Below are 15355 nucleotides of genomic sequence, written 5' to 3' on the forward strand. Positions count from 1 at the left end.
GATTGCAGCGCCTCATAGAGATCGGGGCCGGGGCCGGCCCATTGAAAACACGGGGCGCGACTTAGCGAAGGCCCCCGGGAAAATCAAGCGTCACTTCGTCAAGGCCGGGGTCGCGGCCGGGACCACGGCTTTCGCGGAGGCCGCTGCGCCCGGCTTGGCCGCCGCATCCGCCCCCTTGTCCCCCGTCTTGGCCGACGTCTTGCCCGCCGGGGGCTTCGGTTCCGGCACCGGCTCGCCGGTCGCGGGGAACCACTCGGGATGCTTCAGCAGCCAGCCCTCGATGTCCTTCACCGCGTTGTAGCTGAGCACCTTCATCTGCTCGGCCTTGGTGCGGGTCAGGCCCGAGCCGATGATCGTCTGCGGACTCGTCCCCTCGAAGACGATGAACCGCTTCGGCACGGGGTTCAGCATCTCCTGCTTGGCGTCGTAGAAAACCAGAACCTGGATCACCAGCACCGATTTCGGCGACAGCAGGATCGGAATGCCCGGCGGGGCCAGCGCATAGCCTTCCACCGTGATCGCGAAATCATAGTAGGTGTCGCCGTCATAGCGCCCGAAGCGGTCGACCATCGCCTTGTTCAGCGCGTCCTTCCACTCCTGCTCGGTCGCGGTGCGCGAGATCGGGCTCTTCTCCATATTGTCGTCGATCACTGCATGGACGCCCAGAAGGAACCGCCCCAGCGGCGGCGGCGGCTTGTTGAGATCATCCTTGGGCGCACAGGCGGCGGTCAGCGCCAGAAGAAGCGCGGCGATGGTCGGGCGGAACATGCGGGACGTCATCGGCTCTTTCGCTCTCCCTCCGGGTCCGCGCAGACTTACCCCAGCCCCGCCCGGGGGGCAATCGCAAGCCCCCGCTCGCCTGCAGTCTGGCCGAAATGTCCCGCGGGATCGTGGACCGCGCGCCCGCACGGTCCACCCGCCCGCGTTGCCCGCACCGGACGCCCCGCCTATATCCGCTAAAAGGCAGAAGGGGTCCCCATATGGCGATGGTGCAGACAGCCGCTGCGACGGGCGGCGCGGAGTACCCCGTCCGGGTGCCGCTGGTGACCGAGCCGCTCGGCATCCTCGGCTCCTTCCGCAACGCGCGCCGCAATGTGCTGGAGCTGATCCCCGAGATCGCCACCCATGTCCCCATCGTATCCGGCCGCACCGGCAAGCGCTGGCACATGGTCATGGACCCGGAGTCCAACCGCCACATCCTGAAGGACGCGGTGGAGACCTACCCCAAGTCCGACGTCACCAAGATGATCCTGCGCCCCGCGATCGGCGACAGCCTCTTCGTTGCCGAGGGGGCGCACTGGCACTGGCAGCGCCGGGTCGCGGCCCCGGTCTTCACCCATCGCAACATCGCGAACCTCGCCCCGGTCATGACGGCGGCGGCAGAGCGCGCCTCCGACCGCATCGCGGCCCAGGCCGGCCGCGCCGCCAATCTCTTCGACGAGATGGTCGCCGCCACCTTCGAGGTCATCGCCGATGTCACCCTGTCCGGCGGCAAGGCCTTCGACCGCGAGGCGACGCATCGCGCGATCAACGCCTATATCGCCGATACCGCCAAGGTCTCGCTGCTCGACGTGATCGGCGCGCCGGCCTGGATCCCGCGCTTCAAGCGCCTCTTCGCCACCTCGGCGATGACCGAGATGAAGGAGGTGGCCGATGCCGCGATCGAGGCGCGGCGCGGCAGCGGGCCGCAGCCGGTGCCGGACCTGCTGGACCTCCTCCTTGACGGCGAGGACCCGAAGACGGGGCGTCGGATGTCGACGACCGAGCTTCGCGACAACCTGCTGACCTTCATCGTCGCGGGGCATGAGACGACGGCGCTGACGCTGGCCTGGTCGCTCTATCTCTGCGCCTTCGACCCTTCGGTGCAGGACCGCGCCCGGGCCGAGGCGCAGGCGGTCCTCGGCGACCGCGCCGCCACGGCCGCGGACATCCCCCGCCTGCCCTATATCCGTCAGGTTATCGACGAGGCCCTGCGGCTTTACCCGCCCGCGGCCTTCCTGTCGCGCACGGCGCTGAAGTCCGACCGGCTCTGCGGACGAGAGGTCCGCCCCGGCGACACGGTGATGCTGCCGATCTACGCGCTCCACCGCAACACGTTGCTCTGGGATGACCCGCACCGCTTCGACCCGGAGCGTTTCGCCGGGCGCGAGGGGATAGACCGCTTCGCCTACCTTCCCTTCGGCGACGGGCCCCGGATCTGCATCGGCGCCTCCTTCGCGGTGCAGGAGGCGGTGATCATCCTCGCCACGCTGCTGGCGCGCTTCCGCTTCGCCCGCGTGGCGGGCCGCGATCCGAAGCCCGTGCTGATCCTGACGCTGCGCCCCGAAGGCGGCGTCTGGCTGGGCGTGGAGCGGGCCTGAGGCCTATTCCGCCTCCGCCCTCTGCGCGCGCTCGATCCGCAGGAATTCCCGCATCCGCTGACCCGGGTCGCGCCCGGTCGAGGCCCCCCGGTGCAGCGCCTTCTCGCGTGCTCCGGGTCCGCCCACGCTGCGCTCGATCTCGAGATAGGGCTTCACACGGTCCCCCTCGCCGCCGCGCGGCCGGTCGATGAGATGCTTGCTCATGGCGTTCCTCCCGTCTCTCTGAGGGGCCAGTCTAGCACGGATGGGCGGTCTCCGGGGCGGGGAATCGATCAGATCATCGGGATCGGCGAGCCCCCGCCCGGCTCAGCCGAGCCTCCCGGCGGCCCAGCGCGCGGCCTCCGCCACCACCGGATCGGGATCGCCCAGATGCGCCTCCGCCGCCGCCCGCAGGCCCGCGTCGCCGCTGTTGCCGATGGCGTAAAGCACGTTGCGCAGAAACCTGTCCCGCCCGATCCGCTTGATCGGACTGCCGGAGAAGCGCGCCCGGAACGCCGCATCGTCAAGCCCGGCCAGCTCTGCCAGCTCCGGCTCGCCCACCCGGTCGGCATAGCCCGCCTCATGCGCCGCGGCCGCGAACTTGTTCCACGGGCAGACGGCAAGGCAGTCGTCGCAGCCATAGATCCGGTTGCCCAGAAGCGGCCTCAGCTCCTCCGCCACCGGCCCCTTGTGCTCGATCGTCAGGTAGGAGATGCACCGCCGCGCGTCGAGCCGGTAGGGCGCCGGAAAGGCCCGCGTCGGGCAGATGTCGAGGCAGGCCCGGCAGGACCCGCAGTGATCCGTCTCCGCGCTGTCCACCGGCAGCTCCAGCGTGGTGAAGATCGCGCCGAGGAAGAACCAGCTGCCCAGCGCGCGCGAGACGAGGTTCGTGTGCTTGCCCTGCCAGCCCAGCCCGGCCGCCTGCGCCAGGGGCTTCTCCATCACCGGCGCGGTATCGACGAAAACCTTGATCTCGCAGGGCTGCCCCGCCCGTTCCGCCTCGGCGATCAGCCAGCGGCCCAGCCGCTTGAGCCGCTTCTTGACGAGGTCGTGGTAATCCCTGCCCCGGGCATAGACGCTGATGCCACCCCTCTCCGGCCGCTCCAGCACCGCCAGCGGATCCGTCTCCGGCCCGTAGCTCTCCGCCAGCATGATGACCGACCGCGCCTCGGGCCAGAGCGCCGCGGGATCGCCGCGCCAGGCCATCCGCTCCGCCATCCAGCCCATCTGGCCATGCAGGCCCGCGGCCACGAAGGCCTCAAGCCGCCCCGCCGCTTCCGGGATCGCCCCCGGCCGGCAGATCCCGAAGCCCGAGAACCCCTCTTCCCGCGCCCGCGTCTCCAGCCGCCCTTTCAGGATGGAAGGCTCCACGCCTCCTCCTTCTTTTTCTGTCCAGAAATATCCTCGGGGGGTGCGGGGGGCAGACAGGCCCCCGCCCGCGCCCTCAGAAATCCAGATCCGAATAATGCGCCGGCTGCGGGAAGCCCGGCACCTGGTCGACCAGCAGCGTCCGGAAGGCCGGGCGCGACTTGATCTTGGCGTACCAGTCCTTCACCACCTGGCTGCGGTTCCAGTCGACATCCGAGATGTAGTCGAGGCAGCTGAGCTGCGCCGCCGCCGCGAAATCCGCCAGCGTCATCGCATCGCCCGCCAGCCACCGGCGCTGGTCCAGCAGCCAGGCCATGTAGTCGAGGTGATACTTGATCCGCGCCGCGCCGGTCTTGACGTTCCGCGAATCCGGGTAGCCGGCGCCCTGCACCTTCTTGTGGACCCGCTCGTAAAGCAGGTTCGCCGTCACCTCGGCATGGAACTTGTCGTCGAACCAGGCGCAGAGGCGGCGCACCTCGTAACGCTCCTCGGCCCGCTTCGGCATCAGCGGCGGGTCGGGATATTTCTCCTCCAGCAGCTCGCAGATCGCCTGGCTCTCCGGATGCATCCGGCCCTCGAGCCGCAGCACGGGCACCTTGCCGGCCGGGTTGCGGCGCAGGAATTCGGGCTGCTGCTCCCAGTAGCGCTCCTCGACCAGTTCGACCTCGATCCTCTTCTCGGCGAGCGTCAGGCGAACCTTGCGGCAGAAGGGAGACAGGGCGAAATGGTAGAGACGGTTCATCGAAATGCTTGTCCGGCGGTTGGGGTTCTCCCTGAATGCCCCGGCGAGGGGCCAAATTCAATCCTCGTCGGTGCCGCAGGCGGGAAGGCTGGCCGGCACATGCCGATCACTTCCGCTCGAAGCAGCGTGCGCGCCCGTCGGCCTCGATCGTCGCCGCGCCATCGGCGATCTCTCTCGCGCGCTTGCGAAGGTAGGCGGTGGGATGCGCGGCATCCCGCCCCTTGGGGTCGGGCAGCACCGCAGCCAGCAGCGCCGCCTGTTCCGGGGTGATCTTGCCCGGTTCCACCCGGAAGGCCCGCGCAGCCCCGGCGGTGAAGCCGAAGGCGCCGTCGCCGGTCTCGGCCACGTTGAGATAGACCTCGAGGATCCGCCGCTTCGACCAGAAGATCTCCATCACCGGCGTCAGAAGCGCCTCCAGCGCCTTGCGCGGCCAGCTGTGGCCCTGCCAGAGGAAGACGTTCTTGACCACCTGCTGATCGATGGTCGACCCGCCCCGCTCCGCCCCCGCCTCTGCGGCGGCCCGGATCGCGGCAATGTCGAATCCCCAGTGCTCGCAGAAATTGGCATCCTCCGCCGCGACGACCGACCGCGCCATCACCGGCGAGAACTCCTTGAGCGGCGTCCAGCGCCGCTCGACATGGCCCAGCCGCAGGCTTTCGGAGAAGATGTAGGGCGTCGTCGGCGGGTTCACGAAGCGGAAAAGGACGATCAGCGCGACGAAGATCCCGGCCACGACCGCCAGCGCGCGCAGCAGCCACCAGCGGACCGGCCGCCAGAGCGCGCGCAGCCGCGCGCCGCGCGTGGCCTCCGCCTTGCGCCCGCCCTTCTTCGCCTTGCCCCGTCCGCCCGAGCCCTTCTGCGCCATGCCCCGCCGTCTCGCCCCACGTTTTACCCGACCGTCCCGACCGTCCGTCAGACCTAACCCAAGCCCCTCCCCGGCACCAGACCGGCGGGCCAGGCGGGCAATCTGAGTCCCAAGCGCCACGCATGGGGCCCGAGCGCGCCCGCAACACGCCCGGCACCTTGCGCTTTATGACGGTTTCATGGAGAAATGCGCGACTTTCCGCGCATCGGTCGCCACTGGCCGGGGAACGCGCCGATGGAGCGCCGATGGAGCAAGGACGACTGGACCGATGACCGCCCGCCCGCTTCTGAGCGCCTGCCTCGCCGCGATGCTGCTTCCCGCCGCGGCTCAGGCCTACCGGATCAGCGATCCGCTAGCCGCCAAACCAGCCGAGCTGCGGGTCACAATCACTCTGCCCCCGGGCTTCGAGATCGAGGCGGGCAGCGCCCAGCTCACCGTCACCGCGACCAATCCCAGAACGCAGGAGGCCGCGCTTTCGGCCGACGCGCTCCGGGCGGCAGGCCGCGACGGCGCGGCGCGGGTCTTCGCGCTTGCCGATCCCGCGGGCTCGCAATTCGCCGGGCTCGAAACCCGGGTGGCGGCCTGGCGCGCGGCAAAGATCGCCACAGCGGCACAGATTGACGTCGCCTTCACCCCCTGCCGAAGCGACCCCGGGGCCGCGACCTCGGGCGCGATGGCGCTCTCGATCCAGCCCGCGCCGGGCGCGCCGCGGCTGGTGCTGCTGCCCGCGGGGACCACGCTCGCGGCCTATCTCGGCGGTGCTCCCGTGGCGGATTGCCCGAAATAGGCCCGCACCAAGCCGGTGCCGGATCGGCGGTGCGATACGGTGTCAAAGCGGTGCAGAAGCGGTGCTTTAGCGGTATTCGGTTTTCCGAGCATTTTTAGGGGCTTGCGCCCGATCCGCCCGTAAAAGTCGGCAGCACCGCCACGCAATTGAAATACTTTGTTAACCTGCGCCCCGCGTGTCATTGAGATTTCACTGGGCCGATGTTACGTTTTGATCACCCAGCGCCGGGGTACAGTCGGCGCGCATGTGGAGGACGATGTCCTGTCTCAACTCATGCCGGCAGCGGGCACAGACGCTGCAACGAGGGCGCCGATGACGACGGCGCCGCGCATCGCGATCTCCGCCAAGGAGCTTCTGGATCGCATCCTCGCCTCCCTCGACGATGACAAGGCAGAAGACGTTGTGACGATCGACCTGCGCGGTCGCTCGGACGTCGCCGATTACATGGTCGTCTGCTCCGGCCGCTCCTCGCGGCAGGTCACGGCCATCGCCGAGAAGCTGGCCGACCGCCTGAAGCAGGACGCCGGGCTTGCCTGCAAGATCGAGGGCAAGGCCACGGGCGACTGGGTGCTGATCGACGCGGGCGACGTGATCGTTCACGTGTTCCGTCCGGAAGTGCGCGAGTTCTATCAGCTCGAAAAGATGTGGATGCCCACCGCGCAGGCCGCGCGGAACTGAATGCGCGTCCATATCTGCGCCGTCGGCCGGCTCCGCGCCGGCCCGGAGCGGGAGTTGGTACAGGACTACCTAACCCGGTTCGACCGGACCGGGCGGCCCTTGGGCCTTGGCCCGGCGATCCTCGCCGAGGTCGAGGACAAGAAGGGCGGCGGGATGGAGGCGGAAGCCGCGCTTCTGGCGCGGGCAGTCCCCTCCGGCGCCCTGACCTGCCTCCTCGATGAACGCGGCAAGTCCCTGAAATCGCCTGATTTTGCCGATCAGCTCGGCCGCTGGCGCGATGCCGGCCGGCAGGACGTGGCCTTCCTGATCGGCGGCGCCGACGGGCTGGCGCCGGAGCTGCGGCAGGGCGCGGATTTCGCGATCTCCTTCGGCCGGATGGTCTGGCCGCATCTGCTGGCCCGGGTGATGCTGACCGAACAGCTCTACCGCGCCGCCACGATCCTTGCGGGCAGCCCCTACCACCGCGCCTGACGGCAGATATCCCGCCTGCCGCGGCGATATTCGGGGACAGGAGGGGGGCGGAATGCCCCCGGTAGCGCCGCAAAATCCTGCGTGACCCGTCCCGCCCCGCGGTTGCCCCCCGCTTGGCCTCGGCGTAGAACGGGCCGGACCCGCGAGAGGAGCCTCCCATGCCTGCACCGAAGCCCGTCGTTCTCTGCATTCTCGACGGCTGGGGCCTCAGCCCGGACACATCCGCCAACGCGCCCTATCTCGCCAGGACGCCGACCTTCGACCGGCTGATGGAGACCTGCCCGCATGCGATCCTGCACACCTCCGGCCGCGACGTCGGCCTGCCGGACGGGCAGATGGGCAACTCCGAGGTCGGCCACATGAACATCGGCGCGGGCCGCATCGTCTGGATGGATCTCGGCCTCATCGACAAGGCGATCGAAGAGGGCTCCTTCGAGAAGAACGACGCCCTCAACGCGTTCATCGACGCGCTGAAGGAAAGCGGCGGCACCGCGCATCTGATGGGCGTCGCCTCCGACGGCGGGGTGCATGGCCACATCCGCCACCTGATCCGCGCGATCGAGATCATCGCCGGCGCCGGCGTCCCGGTCACCGTCCACGCCATCACCGACGGGCGCGACGTGGCGCCGACCTCGGGCAAGGGCTTCGTCCAGGACCTCGCCGACAGCCTGCCTGATGGCGCCCGCATCGGCACCGTCGTCGGCCGCTATTTCGCCATGGACCGCGATAACCGCTGGGATCGCGAGGAGAAGGCCTACAACGCCATGGTCAAGGCCGAGGGGCCGACCGCGCCCGACGCCGCCTCCGCCGTGCAGGCCGCCTATGACCGCGACGAGACCGACGAGTTCATCACCCCCACCGTGATCGAGGGCTACGCCGGCGCGAAGGATGGCGACGGCTTCTTCTGCCTGAACTTCCGGGCCGACCGCGCGCGGGAAATCCTGCTGGCCATCGGCCAGCCCGGCTTCGACAGGTTCGACACCGGCCCCCGGCCGAAATGGGCGAAACTCCTTGGAATGGTGGATTATTCCACCACCCACAACGAATTCATGACCACCGCCTACCCCAAGCAGGTGGTCACCAACACGCTCGCCGAATGGGTGGCCGGCAAGGGCCTGCGCCAGTTCCACATCGCAGAGACCGAGAAATACCCCCATGTCACCTTCTTCCTGAACGGCGGCAAGGAGGAGCCCGAGACCGGCGAGGAGCGCTACATGGCCGCCTCGCCCAAGGTCGCGACCTATGACATGCAGCCAGAGATGTCCTCGGTCGAGGTGACCGACCATCTCGTCGCCGCGATCCACGAGCGCTTCGACCTGATCGTGATCAACTACGCCAACCCCGACATGGTTGGCCATACCGGCAGCCTGAAGGCCGCCATCGCCGCCTGCGAGGCGGTCGACCTGGGCCTCGCCCGCGTCACGGAGGCGCTGCATCAGGAAGGCGGCGCGATGATCGTCACCGCCGACCATGGCAATTGCGAGGTGATGGTCGATCCCGTGACCGGCGGCCCGCACACCTCGCACACCACCAACCCGGTGCCGGTGATCCTGGTCGGTGGCCCCGAGGGGGCGAAGCTGCACGAGGGCCGGCTGGCCGATCTCGCGCCGAGCCTGCTGGACCTGATGCAGATTGCCCCACCGGAAGAGATGACCGGAAAGAGCCTGATCGACAGATGACGCCCCGCCGCGTCCCGATCCTCGCGCCGGTCCTGGCGCTGGCCCTGCTCGCGGCCGGGCCGGCCGCTGCGGCCGAAGACGCCGTGGCCCAGGCCCGTGCGGCGGCGGCCGCGCTGCAGGCCTCGATTGCGGCCATGCAGAAGGCCGAGGGCGCGACCGACCGCGTGAAGGCGCTGACGACAACGATCGTGGCCTATGAATCCGGCCTGTCCGCGCTGCGCGCCGGACTGCGCCGAGTTACCTTCCGCGAGGACGCACTCAGGGCCGAGTTCGCCTCCAAGCGGCAGCGGATCTCGCAATTGCTCGGGGTGCTCAGTGCCATCGGCCGCTCGCCCGGCCCGATCTCGCTTCTGAACCCGGACGGGCCGCTCGGCACCGTGCGCGCCGGCATGCTGGTCTCGGACGTGACGCCCGGCCTTCAGGCCGAGGCCGAGGGGCTGCGCAAGCAGCTCGCCGAGGTGGCGGCGCTGCGGGCCTCGCAAGAGGCGGCGGCGCAGGCGCTCAAGGCCGGGCTCAAGGCGGTGGAGGCGGCACGGGTCGACCTCAGCCAGGCGGTGTCGGACCGCAAGAACCTGCCGAAGAATTTCACCGAAAGCCCCTCCGACCTCGCCATGCTGGCCTCCGGCGTCAAGACGCTCGGCGATTTCGCTGATGCGCTGTCCGACCGCAGGATGGCCCAGGCAAACCCGACACGGACCTTTTCCTCAGCCAAGGGCACGTTGCCCTGGCCGGTCCAGGGCACCATCCTGCGCCATGCCGGGCAGGCCGATGCGGCGGGCATCGTGCGCCCCGGCGTGGTCATCGCCACCCGGCCCCGCGCACTCGTCACCGCACCCTGGGATGCGACGATCCGTTACCGCGGTCCGCTCCTCGACTACGGAAATGTGATGATTCTCGAGCCGGGCGGCGGCTATCTGATCATCCTTGCCGGCCTCGATCAGGTATATGGCAATGTGGGCGACATCATAACGGCCGGCACGCCTGTCGGTCTCATGGGCGGAAAGGACGCGGATCCGAAGGAGTTCATGGCGAGCACCAAAGATGGCGGTGGCGCCGGGGCGACGGAAACGCTTTATATGGAACTCAGGCAGGGTGCCACGCCGGTCAATCCGGAGGACTGGTTCGCCAAGGCAAAGGAATAGGACGACGCGATGAAGAAATTCGTGATGGCCGCCGTGGGCGGGACGCTCGCCGGGATCGTGGTGACCACCCAGGTCGCCGGGCCCTTGCTGGCGCAGACCACGAAGGACAATTCTACCGTCTACCAGCAGCTTGATCTTTTCGGCACGGTCTTCGAACGGATCCGCGCGCAATATGTCGAGCCGGTCAGCGCCAAGAAGCTGGTTGAGGCCGCGATCAACGGCATGCTGACCTCGCTCGACCCGCATTCGAGCTACATGGACGCCAAGGAATACGCCGCGATGCAGGTGCAGACCCGCGGCGAGTTCGGCGGCCTCGGCATCGAGGTCACCATGGACCAGGGCTATATCAAGGTCGTCTCGCCGATCGACGGAACCCCCGCCGCCAAGGCCGGGGTGAAGCCGGGCGATTACATCGTGAAGGTCGACGGCAAGTCGGTCATGGGCCTGACCCTCGACCAGGCGGTGGAACTGATGCGCGGCCCGGTCGGCTCCGAGATCAAGCTGGAAATTGTCCGCAAGGACGTGAAGGACCCGATCGACCTGAAGCTGACCCGCGACACGATCAAGCTGACCGCGGGCAAGGGCTATCTCGAGGGCCATACCGCGGTGCTGCGGCTGACGACCTTCAACGACCAGACCTACCCCGATCTGGTCTCCGGCCTGAAGAAGGCCGAGGACGAGGCCGGCGGGCTGGACAAGATCAATGGCGTGGTGCTCGACCTGCGCAACAACCCCGGCGGGCTGCTGACCCAGGCGATCAAGGTCTCCGACGCGTTCCTCAACAAGGGCGAGATCGTCTCCACCCGCGGCCGGCACGCGGAAGACGGCGAACGCTGGAATGCCACCGCGGGCGACCTGATCGACGGCAAGCCGATGGTGGTGCTGATCAACGGCGGCACTGCCTCGGCGGCAGAGATCGTCACCGGCGCGCTGCAGGACCATCACCGCGCCATCGTCATCGGCACCAAGAGCTTCGGCAAGGGCTCGGTGCAGACGATCATCCCGATCAAGGGCGAGGGCGCGATGCGTCTGACCACGGCGCGCTACTATACGCCCTCGGGGCGCTCGATCCAGGCGCTCGGCATCTCGCCCGACATCGTCGTGCCGCAGGAATCGGCCAAGCCGCTTCCGGCCGACGAGCAGAGCAACCAGCCGACTTCGGAAGCCGATCTGAAGAACATCCTGACGAATGACTCGATGACCAAGGGCGAGAAGAAGCAATACCTGGAAGAGCAGAAGGCCGCCGCCGAGGCCGCCAAGCTGCGCGACAAGGACTTCCAGCTCGCCTATGCGATCGACATTCTGCGCGGCCTCTCCGTGGTCGACAAGGAACGCGCCGCGCTGGGGGGCGGGGCACCCGCCCCGGCCGCTGCCGCGCCGGCCAAGAACTGAGAAGGGCGGACCGGGCACGTCCCGGTCCGTAGTGTCGCATGACAGCGAGTGATCTTCCCTACCGCCGCGGCGCCGGCGTGGTGCTGATCAACCCCGAGGGGCTGATCTTCGCCGGCCGCCGCCGCGACACCGACGCCCCGGCCTGGCAGATGCCCCAGGGTGGCATCGACGCGGGCGAGGCCCCGGCGGATGCCGCCCTGCGCGAGCTCTGGGAAGAGACCGGCGTGACCGCTTCGCTGGTCGAACCGCTGGCCGAGGCGCCCGGCTGGATCCGCTACGACCTGCCGATGGAGCTTCTCGGCAAAGTCTGGAAGGGCCGCTACCGCGGGCAGGAGCAGCGCTGGTTCCTCTACCGTTTCCTCGGCCGGGACGCCGACGTGAACATCGCGACGGAACACCCCGAATTCTCCGACTGGCGCTGGATCGGCGCGGAGGAGATGCTGGCCTCCATCGTCCCCTTCAAGCGCGCGCTCTATTCCGAGGTGATCGCGGCCTTCCGGCCCTGGCTCGCCTGAAGGCCGCCGAAGGGAGTATTCTTCCCAAGAAGAAAAGCAGGCCCCCGGGCTTTCGCCTTGGTCCAGATATTCCTGCCGGAGGCCCCCCGGCCCCGCCGCTCAGAGCAGAGCCCGGACGAAGGCGCGGTCGCCCGCGCTGCCAAGCTCCCGCGCCGCCACCTCAATCGACATCCAGACCGCGCTGTGCCCCGCCTCCGCCGGCGGCCCGAGCGGGCGCACCGGACGGGCGAGGTAGAGCGTGCATAGCTTCTCTGCCCAGAAGCCGTAGTCCGGCATGTATGTGAAGCGGCGGAAGGCACCGAGGCGGCGGATCGGCGCGACGCGCCAGCCGGTCTCCTCGTAGACCTCGCGGTGGAGCGCCTGCAGCGGCGATTCGCCCGGATCGATGCCGCCGCCCGGAAGCTGGAACTCCGGCACCGGGGACGCCTGGTGGGTGACGAGCAGCGAATCGCCCTCGCGCAGCACCGCGTAAACCCCGGCACGGCGCCGATAGATCTTGCCGTGCCGCACCGCCTCGCCGTATCGCCGGATCATGCCGCCCCCTTGGTCGCCCGGTTGCCCTGACTATATGGCTGCGGTATGCCAAGACCGGCTCTCCAAGGAAACCCCGTGACCATCGGATCTATCATCGCCTGGGACGATACCGTCCTGCCGTTCCAGCTCGACCGCGCCAATATCCGCGGCCGGGTGGTGCGGCTTGACGGCGCACTGGAGCGGATGCTCTCCCAGCACGCCTATCCCGCCCCGATCTCTGCGCTGGTGGCGGAGGCTGCGCTTCTGACCGCGCTGATCGGCCAGACCATCAAGCTGCGCTGGCGGCTTTCGCTACAGATCCGCGGCACCGGCCCGGTGCAGATGGTCGCGACCGACTACTACGCCCCGAGCGAGGGCGGGAACCCGGCGCAGGTCCGCGCCTATGCGCATTTTGACGAGGCCGCACTCGACCCCGACGCCGATCCCTTCTCGCTGCTGGGCGAGGGCTATTTCGCAATCGTCATCGACCAGGGCCGCGGCATGGTGCCCTACCAGGGGATCACGCCGATCTCCGGCGACTCGCTTTCGGCCTGTGCCGAGACCTATTTCGCCCAGTCCGAGCAGCTTCCGACCCGCTTCGCGCTCTCCTTCGGCCCGGCCGGGGAAGATGGGTCGCAGGCCTGGCGCGGCGGCGGGATCATGATCCAGCTCATGCCCAAGGCCTCGCCCCACGCCAGCGGCGGCGGCAGCGGCGACGGCGGGCTGCTGGCCGCGACCGACATTCTGGACGGCGACGAGCAGGAGGACTGGCACCGTGCCAACCTGCTGCTCGACACCGTGGAATCCGAGGAACTCATCGGCCCGTCCGTGCAGTCGACCGACCTCCTGGTGCGTCTCTTCAACGAGGAAGGGCCGCGTGTCTTCGACCCGCAACCGGTCACCTTCGGCTGCTCCTGCTCGGCCGACAAGGTGCGCCGGAGCCTGTCGATCTATTCGGCTGACGAGATCGCGGACATGACAACGCCCGAAGGCATCGTTACCGCAGATTGCCAGTTCTGCGGTGCGCATTACGAGTTCGATCCGGCAAGCCTCGGCCGCGAGGCGAAGGGCGGCACCGGTGCGGCCGGCTGACCGGCCCGGGCCTGCCGCCCTCGACCCGCTGGCCCCGGTGCTGCGGGCGCTCGACCGGACGGCTGGCGCATCGTCGGATTTCGACCTGAACCCCGGCGCGGCGCTGCCACCGGGCCGGGTTCTGCGCCCCGCCGCGGTGCTGGTCCCCTTCCTCGTCACCGGCGAGGGGGCGGAGGTGATCCTGACCAAGCGCTCCTCCCGGCTGAAGCACCACCCCGGCCAGATCGCCTTTCCCGGCGGCAAGCTCGAACCCGAGGACCCGGACCCCGAGTCCGGCGCGCTGCGCGAGGCGCAGGAGGAGATCGGCCTCGACCCGGCCCGCGTCACCCTCCTCGGCCGGCTGCCCGCGCATGAGACGGTGACGAATTTCCGCGTCACCCCCATCCTTGGCCGCGTGACGGGCAGCTTCACCCCGGTGCCGCAACCCGGAGAGGTGGACGAGGTCTTCGCCGTCCCCTTCGCCCATCTCGCCGATCCCGGCCGCTTCCGGGTAGAGCGGCGGCGCTGGCGGGGCGAATGGCGAAGCTATTACATCGTCCCCTACGGCCCCTATTACATCTGGGGCGCCACGGCGCGGATCCTCTACGGGCTGGCGCAGAGGATGGCGCAATGAGGCTTGCCGCCGACTGGCTCGCGCGGGCCGAGACGCAGGCCGTCTGCGCCATGCTCGAGGGCGGCGGGCATCGTGCGCTCTTCGTCGGCGGGTGCGTCCGCAACGCGCTTCTTGGCATGGCCGTGACCGATATCGACATCGCCACCGACGCGCGGCCGGAGGCCGTCCTGCAGCTGGCCCAGGCCGCGGGGCTGAAGGCCGTCCCGACCGGGATCGAGCATGGCACCGTCACCGTGGTCTCCGCCGGGCACGCCCATGAGGTCACCACCTTCCGCCGCGACGTGGAGACCTTCGGCCGCCACGCAACCGTCGCCTTCTCCACCGACGTGGCCGAGGATGCGGCGCGGCGCGATTTCACCATGAACGCGCTCTACGCCACGCCTGGGGGGGAGGTGGTCGATCCGCTCGGCACCGGGCTGACCGATCTCACCGCCCGCCGCCTGCGCTTCGTCGGCGAGGCCCGGGCCCGGATCGCGGAGGACTACCTTCGCATCCTGCGATTCTTCCGGTTCCACGCCTGGTATGCCGACCCCGAGGCCGGTTTCGACCCGGACGGCCTCGCCGCCTGCGCCGAGCTTTCGGACGGGATAGAGAGCCTGTCGAGGGAACGTGTGGGTGCCGAGATGCGCAAGCTTCTTTCGGCCCCCGATCCGGCACCGGCCCTTGCGTCGATGGGACGGACAGGCGTTCTCGCCCATGTCCTGCCGGGCGCCGACCCGGCGCCGCTGGCGGTGCTGGTGCATCTGGAAGACGGCATGACGCCCCGCTGGCTTCGCCGCCTTGCGCTTCTCGCCGGGCCGGCGGCGGGCGAGGGGCTGCGGCTGTCGCGCGCCGACACGCGGGCGCTCGCGACCCTGCGCGAGGAGATCGGATCGCTCCGACCTGCCGCCGAACTCGGCTACCGCTACGGGGCCGAGGTGGCGGGCGACATCCTCCTCTGCCGCGCGGCGCTGACCGGTGCGCCGCTGCCCGACGGCTGGCGCGACGCGGTGGCCGAAGGCGCCGCTGCCGTCTTCCCGGTTCGGGCGGCGGACCTGATGCCGGCACTTTCCGGGCCGGCGCTCGGCCAGCGGCTGGCCGAGATCGAGGCGCGCTGGATAGCCTCCGGCTTCCGTCTCGGCCGGGACGAACTGCTGGACTAGGCCCGCCCCGGCACCCG

General features: G+C 69.4%; 17 protein-coding genes. 11 read left to right on the forward strand and 6 right to left on the reverse strand.

Translation table 11 applies throughout. From position 1 onward, the window contains the following. Positions 1-90: 90 nt before the first annotated feature. Positions 91-780, reverse strand: a complete 690-nt coding sequence (locus EIP85_RS05590) for a hypothetical protein (RefSeq protein ID WP_206615472.1) — start codon at positions 778-780, stop codon at positions 91-93. Positions 781-980: 200 nt separating this feature from the next. Here EIP85_RS05590 and EIP85_RS05595 point away from each other — a divergent pair, with 200 nt between their 5' ends. Further along, positions 981-2360 (forward strand): cytochrome P450, encoded by a 1380-nt coding sequence (locus EIP85_RS05595; protein WP_241559901.1) that lies wholly within the window; start codon positions 981-983, stop codon positions 2358-2360. A 3-nt stretch (positions 2361-2363) separates the two neighbouring features. Here the strand turns inward: EIP85_RS05595 and EIP85_RS05600 are convergent, their stop codons facing one another. The 4 genes from EIP85_RS05600 to mtgA all read right to left on the reverse strand — a co-directional run bounded on the left by EIP85_RS05600 (position 2364) and on the right by mtgA (position 5314). Continuing rightward, the gene (locus EIP85_RS05600; protein ID WP_127901186.1) at positions 2364-2564 is read right to left on the reverse strand and encodes a hypothetical protein; all 201 of its coding nucleotides are present in this window, start codon (positions 2562-2564) and stop codon (positions 2364-2366) included. A gap of 102 nt (positions 2565-2666) precedes the next feature. After that, positions 2667-3710, reverse strand: a complete 1044-nt coding sequence (gene queG / locus EIP85_RS05605) for a tRNA epoxyqueuosine(34) reductase QueG (protein WP_241559902.1) — start codon at positions 3708-3710, stop codon at positions 2667-2669. Positions 3711-3783: 73 nt separating this feature from the next. Next, a complete protein-coding gene (gene fzlA / locus EIP85_RS05610; protein WP_127901187.1) occupies positions 3784-4449 on the reverse strand; it encodes an FtsZ-binding protein FzlA in 666 nt (221 codons plus the stop codon). A gap of 106 nt (positions 4450-4555) precedes the next feature. Then, positions 4556-5314: a monofunctional biosynthetic peptidoglycan transglycosylase gene (gene mtgA, locus EIP85_RS05615; protein ID WP_127901188.1), complete on the reverse strand. Its 759-nt coding sequence runs from the start codon at positions 5312-5314 to the stop codon at positions 4556-4558. 268 nt (positions 5315-5582) lie between these two features. Here mtgA and EIP85_RS05620 point away from each other — a divergent pair, with 268 nt between their 5' ends. The 7 genes from EIP85_RS05620 to EIP85_RS05650 all read left to right on the forward strand — a co-directional run bounded on the left by EIP85_RS05620 (position 5583) and on the right by EIP85_RS05650 (position 11978). Continuing rightward, positions 5583-6101 (forward strand): hypothetical protein, encoded by a 519-nt coding sequence (locus EIP85_RS05620; RefSeq protein WP_127901189.1) that lies wholly within the window; start codon positions 5583-5585, stop codon positions 6099-6101. 312 nt (positions 6102-6413) lie between these two features. Next, complete coding sequence (gene rsfS / locus EIP85_RS05625) at positions 6414-6779, forward strand: ribosome silencing factor (RefSeq protein WP_241559903.1); 366 nt, start codon at positions 6414-6416, stop codon at positions 6777-6779. Beyond that, positions 6780-7250 carry a 23S rRNA (pseudouridine(1915)-N(3))-methyltransferase RlmH gene (gene rlmH / locus EIP85_RS05630; protein WP_127901190.1) on the forward strand — a complete coding sequence of 157 codons (471 nt, stop codon included), beginning with the start codon at positions 6780-6782 and terminating at the stop codon, positions 7248-7250. Positions 7251-7408: 158 nt separating this feature from the next. Continuing rightward, a complete protein-coding gene (gene gpmI, locus EIP85_RS05635; protein ID WP_127901191.1) occupies positions 7409-8929 on the forward strand; it encodes a 2,3-bisphosphoglycerate-independent phosphoglycerate mutase in 1521 nt (506 codons plus the stop codon). Beyond that, complete coding sequence (locus EIP85_RS05640) at positions 8926-10071, forward strand: murein hydrolase activator EnvC family protein (RefSeq protein ID WP_127901192.1); 1146 nt, start codon at positions 8926-8928, stop codon at positions 10069-10071. Before gpmI ends, EIP85_RS05640 begins: the two co-directional genes overlap by 4 nt. Positions 10072-10080: 9 nt before the next feature. Next, complete coding sequence (locus tag EIP85_RS05645; RefSeq protein ID WP_127901193.1) at positions 10081-11463, forward strand: S41 family peptidase; 1383 nt, start codon at positions 10081-10083, stop codon at positions 11461-11463. Between the two features lie 38 nt (positions 11464-11501). After that, entirely contained in the window at positions 11502-11978 is a 477-nt protein-coding gene (locus EIP85_RS05650) for an RNA pyrophosphohydrolase (protein WP_127901194.1), read from the forward strand. A gap of 99 nt (positions 11979-12077) precedes the next feature. Here the strand turns inward: EIP85_RS05650 and EIP85_RS05655 are convergent, their stop codons facing one another. Next, entirely contained in the window at positions 12078-12512 is a 435-nt protein-coding gene (locus EIP85_RS05655) for an NUDIX domain-containing protein (protein WP_127901195.1), read from the reverse strand. 75 nt (positions 12513-12587) lie between these two features. Here EIP85_RS05655 and hslO point away from each other — a divergent pair, with 75 nt between their 5' ends. The 3 genes from hslO to EIP85_RS05670 are packed head-to-tail and all read left to right on the forward strand — an operon-like array spanning position 12588 to position 15338. Continuing rightward, positions 12588-13583 (forward strand): Hsp33 family molecular chaperone HslO, encoded by a 996-nt coding sequence (gene hslO / locus EIP85_RS05660; protein ID WP_127901196.1) that lies wholly within the window; start codon positions 12588-12590, stop codon positions 13581-13583. Next, complete coding sequence (locus EIP85_RS05665; protein WP_422067203.1) at positions 13570-14196, forward strand: NUDIX hydrolase; 627 nt, start codon at positions 13570-13572, stop codon at positions 14194-14196. The genes hslO and EIP85_RS05665 overlap by 14 nt, the downstream gene beginning before the upstream one ends. Continuing rightward, entirely contained in the window at positions 14193-15338 is a 1146-nt protein-coding gene (locus EIP85_RS05670) for a CCA tRNA nucleotidyltransferase (protein ID WP_127901197.1), read from the forward strand. Before EIP85_RS05665 ends, EIP85_RS05670 begins: the two co-directional genes overlap by 4 nt. Positions 15339-15355 lie beyond the last annotated feature (17 nt).

Origin of the sequence: Solirhodobacter olei (genome assembly GCF_004010155.1) — a bacterium.
Taxonomy (GTDB): domain Bacteria; phylum Pseudomonadota; class Alphaproteobacteria; order Rhodobacterales; family Rhodobacteraceae; genus Solirhodobacter; species Solirhodobacter olei.

Excerpts from the sequence above, each read along its gene's own strand:
- EIP85_RS05590 (WP_206615472.1), bottom strand. The coding sequence starts at position 780 with ATGACGTCCCGCATGTTCCGCCCGACCATCGCCGCGCTTCTTCTGGCG.
- EIP85_RS05595 (WP_241559901.1), top strand. The coding sequence starts at position 981 with ATGGCGATGGTGCAGACAGCCGCTGCGACGGGCGGCGCGGAGTACCCC.
- EIP85_RS05600 (WP_127901186.1), bottom strand. The coding sequence starts at position 2,564 with ATGAGCAAGCATCTCATCGACCGGCCGCGCGGCGGCGAGGGGGACCGT.
- fzlA (WP_127901187.1), bottom strand. The coding sequence starts at position 4,449 with ATGAACCGTCTCTACCATTTCGCCCTGTCTCCCTTCTGCCGCAAGGTT.
- mtgA (WP_127901188.1), bottom strand. The coding sequence starts at position 5,314 with ATGGCGCAGAAGGGCTCGGGCGGACGGGGCAAGGCGAAGAAGGGCGGG.
- EIP85_RS05620 (WP_127901189.1), top strand. The coding sequence starts at position 5,583 with ATGACCGCCCGCCCGCTTCTGAGCGCCTGCCTCGCCGCGATGCTGCTT.
- rsfS (WP_241559903.1), top strand. The coding sequence starts at position 6,414 with ATGACGACGGCGCCGCGCATCGCGATCTCCGCCAAGGAGCTTCTGGAT.
- rlmH (WP_127901190.1), top strand. The coding sequence starts at position 6,780 with ATGCGCGTCCATATCTGCGCCGTCGGCCGGCTCCGCGCCGGCCCGGAG.
- gpmI (WP_127901191.1), top strand. The coding sequence starts at position 7,409 with ATGCCTGCACCGAAGCCCGTCGTTCTCTGCATTCTCGACGGCTGGGGC.
- EIP85_RS05640 (WP_127901192.1), top strand. The coding sequence starts at position 8,926 with ATGACGCCCCGCCGCGTCCCGATCCTCGCGCCGGTCCTGGCGCTGGCC.
- EIP85_RS05645 (WP_127901193.1), top strand. The coding sequence starts at position 10,081 with ATGAAGAAATTCGTGATGGCCGCCGTGGGCGGGACGCTCGCCGGGATC.
- EIP85_RS05650 (WP_127901194.1), top strand. The coding sequence starts at position 11,502 with ATGACAGCGAGTGATCTTCCCTACCGCCGCGGCGCCGGCGTGGTGCTG.
- EIP85_RS05655 (WP_127901195.1), bottom strand. The coding sequence starts at position 12,512 with ATGATCCGGCGATACGGCGAGGCGGTGCGGCACGGCAAGATCTATCGG.
- EIP85_RS05670 (WP_127901197.1), top strand. The coding sequence starts at position 14,193 with ATGAGGCTTGCCGCCGACTGGCTCGCGCGGGCCGAGACGCAGGCCGTC.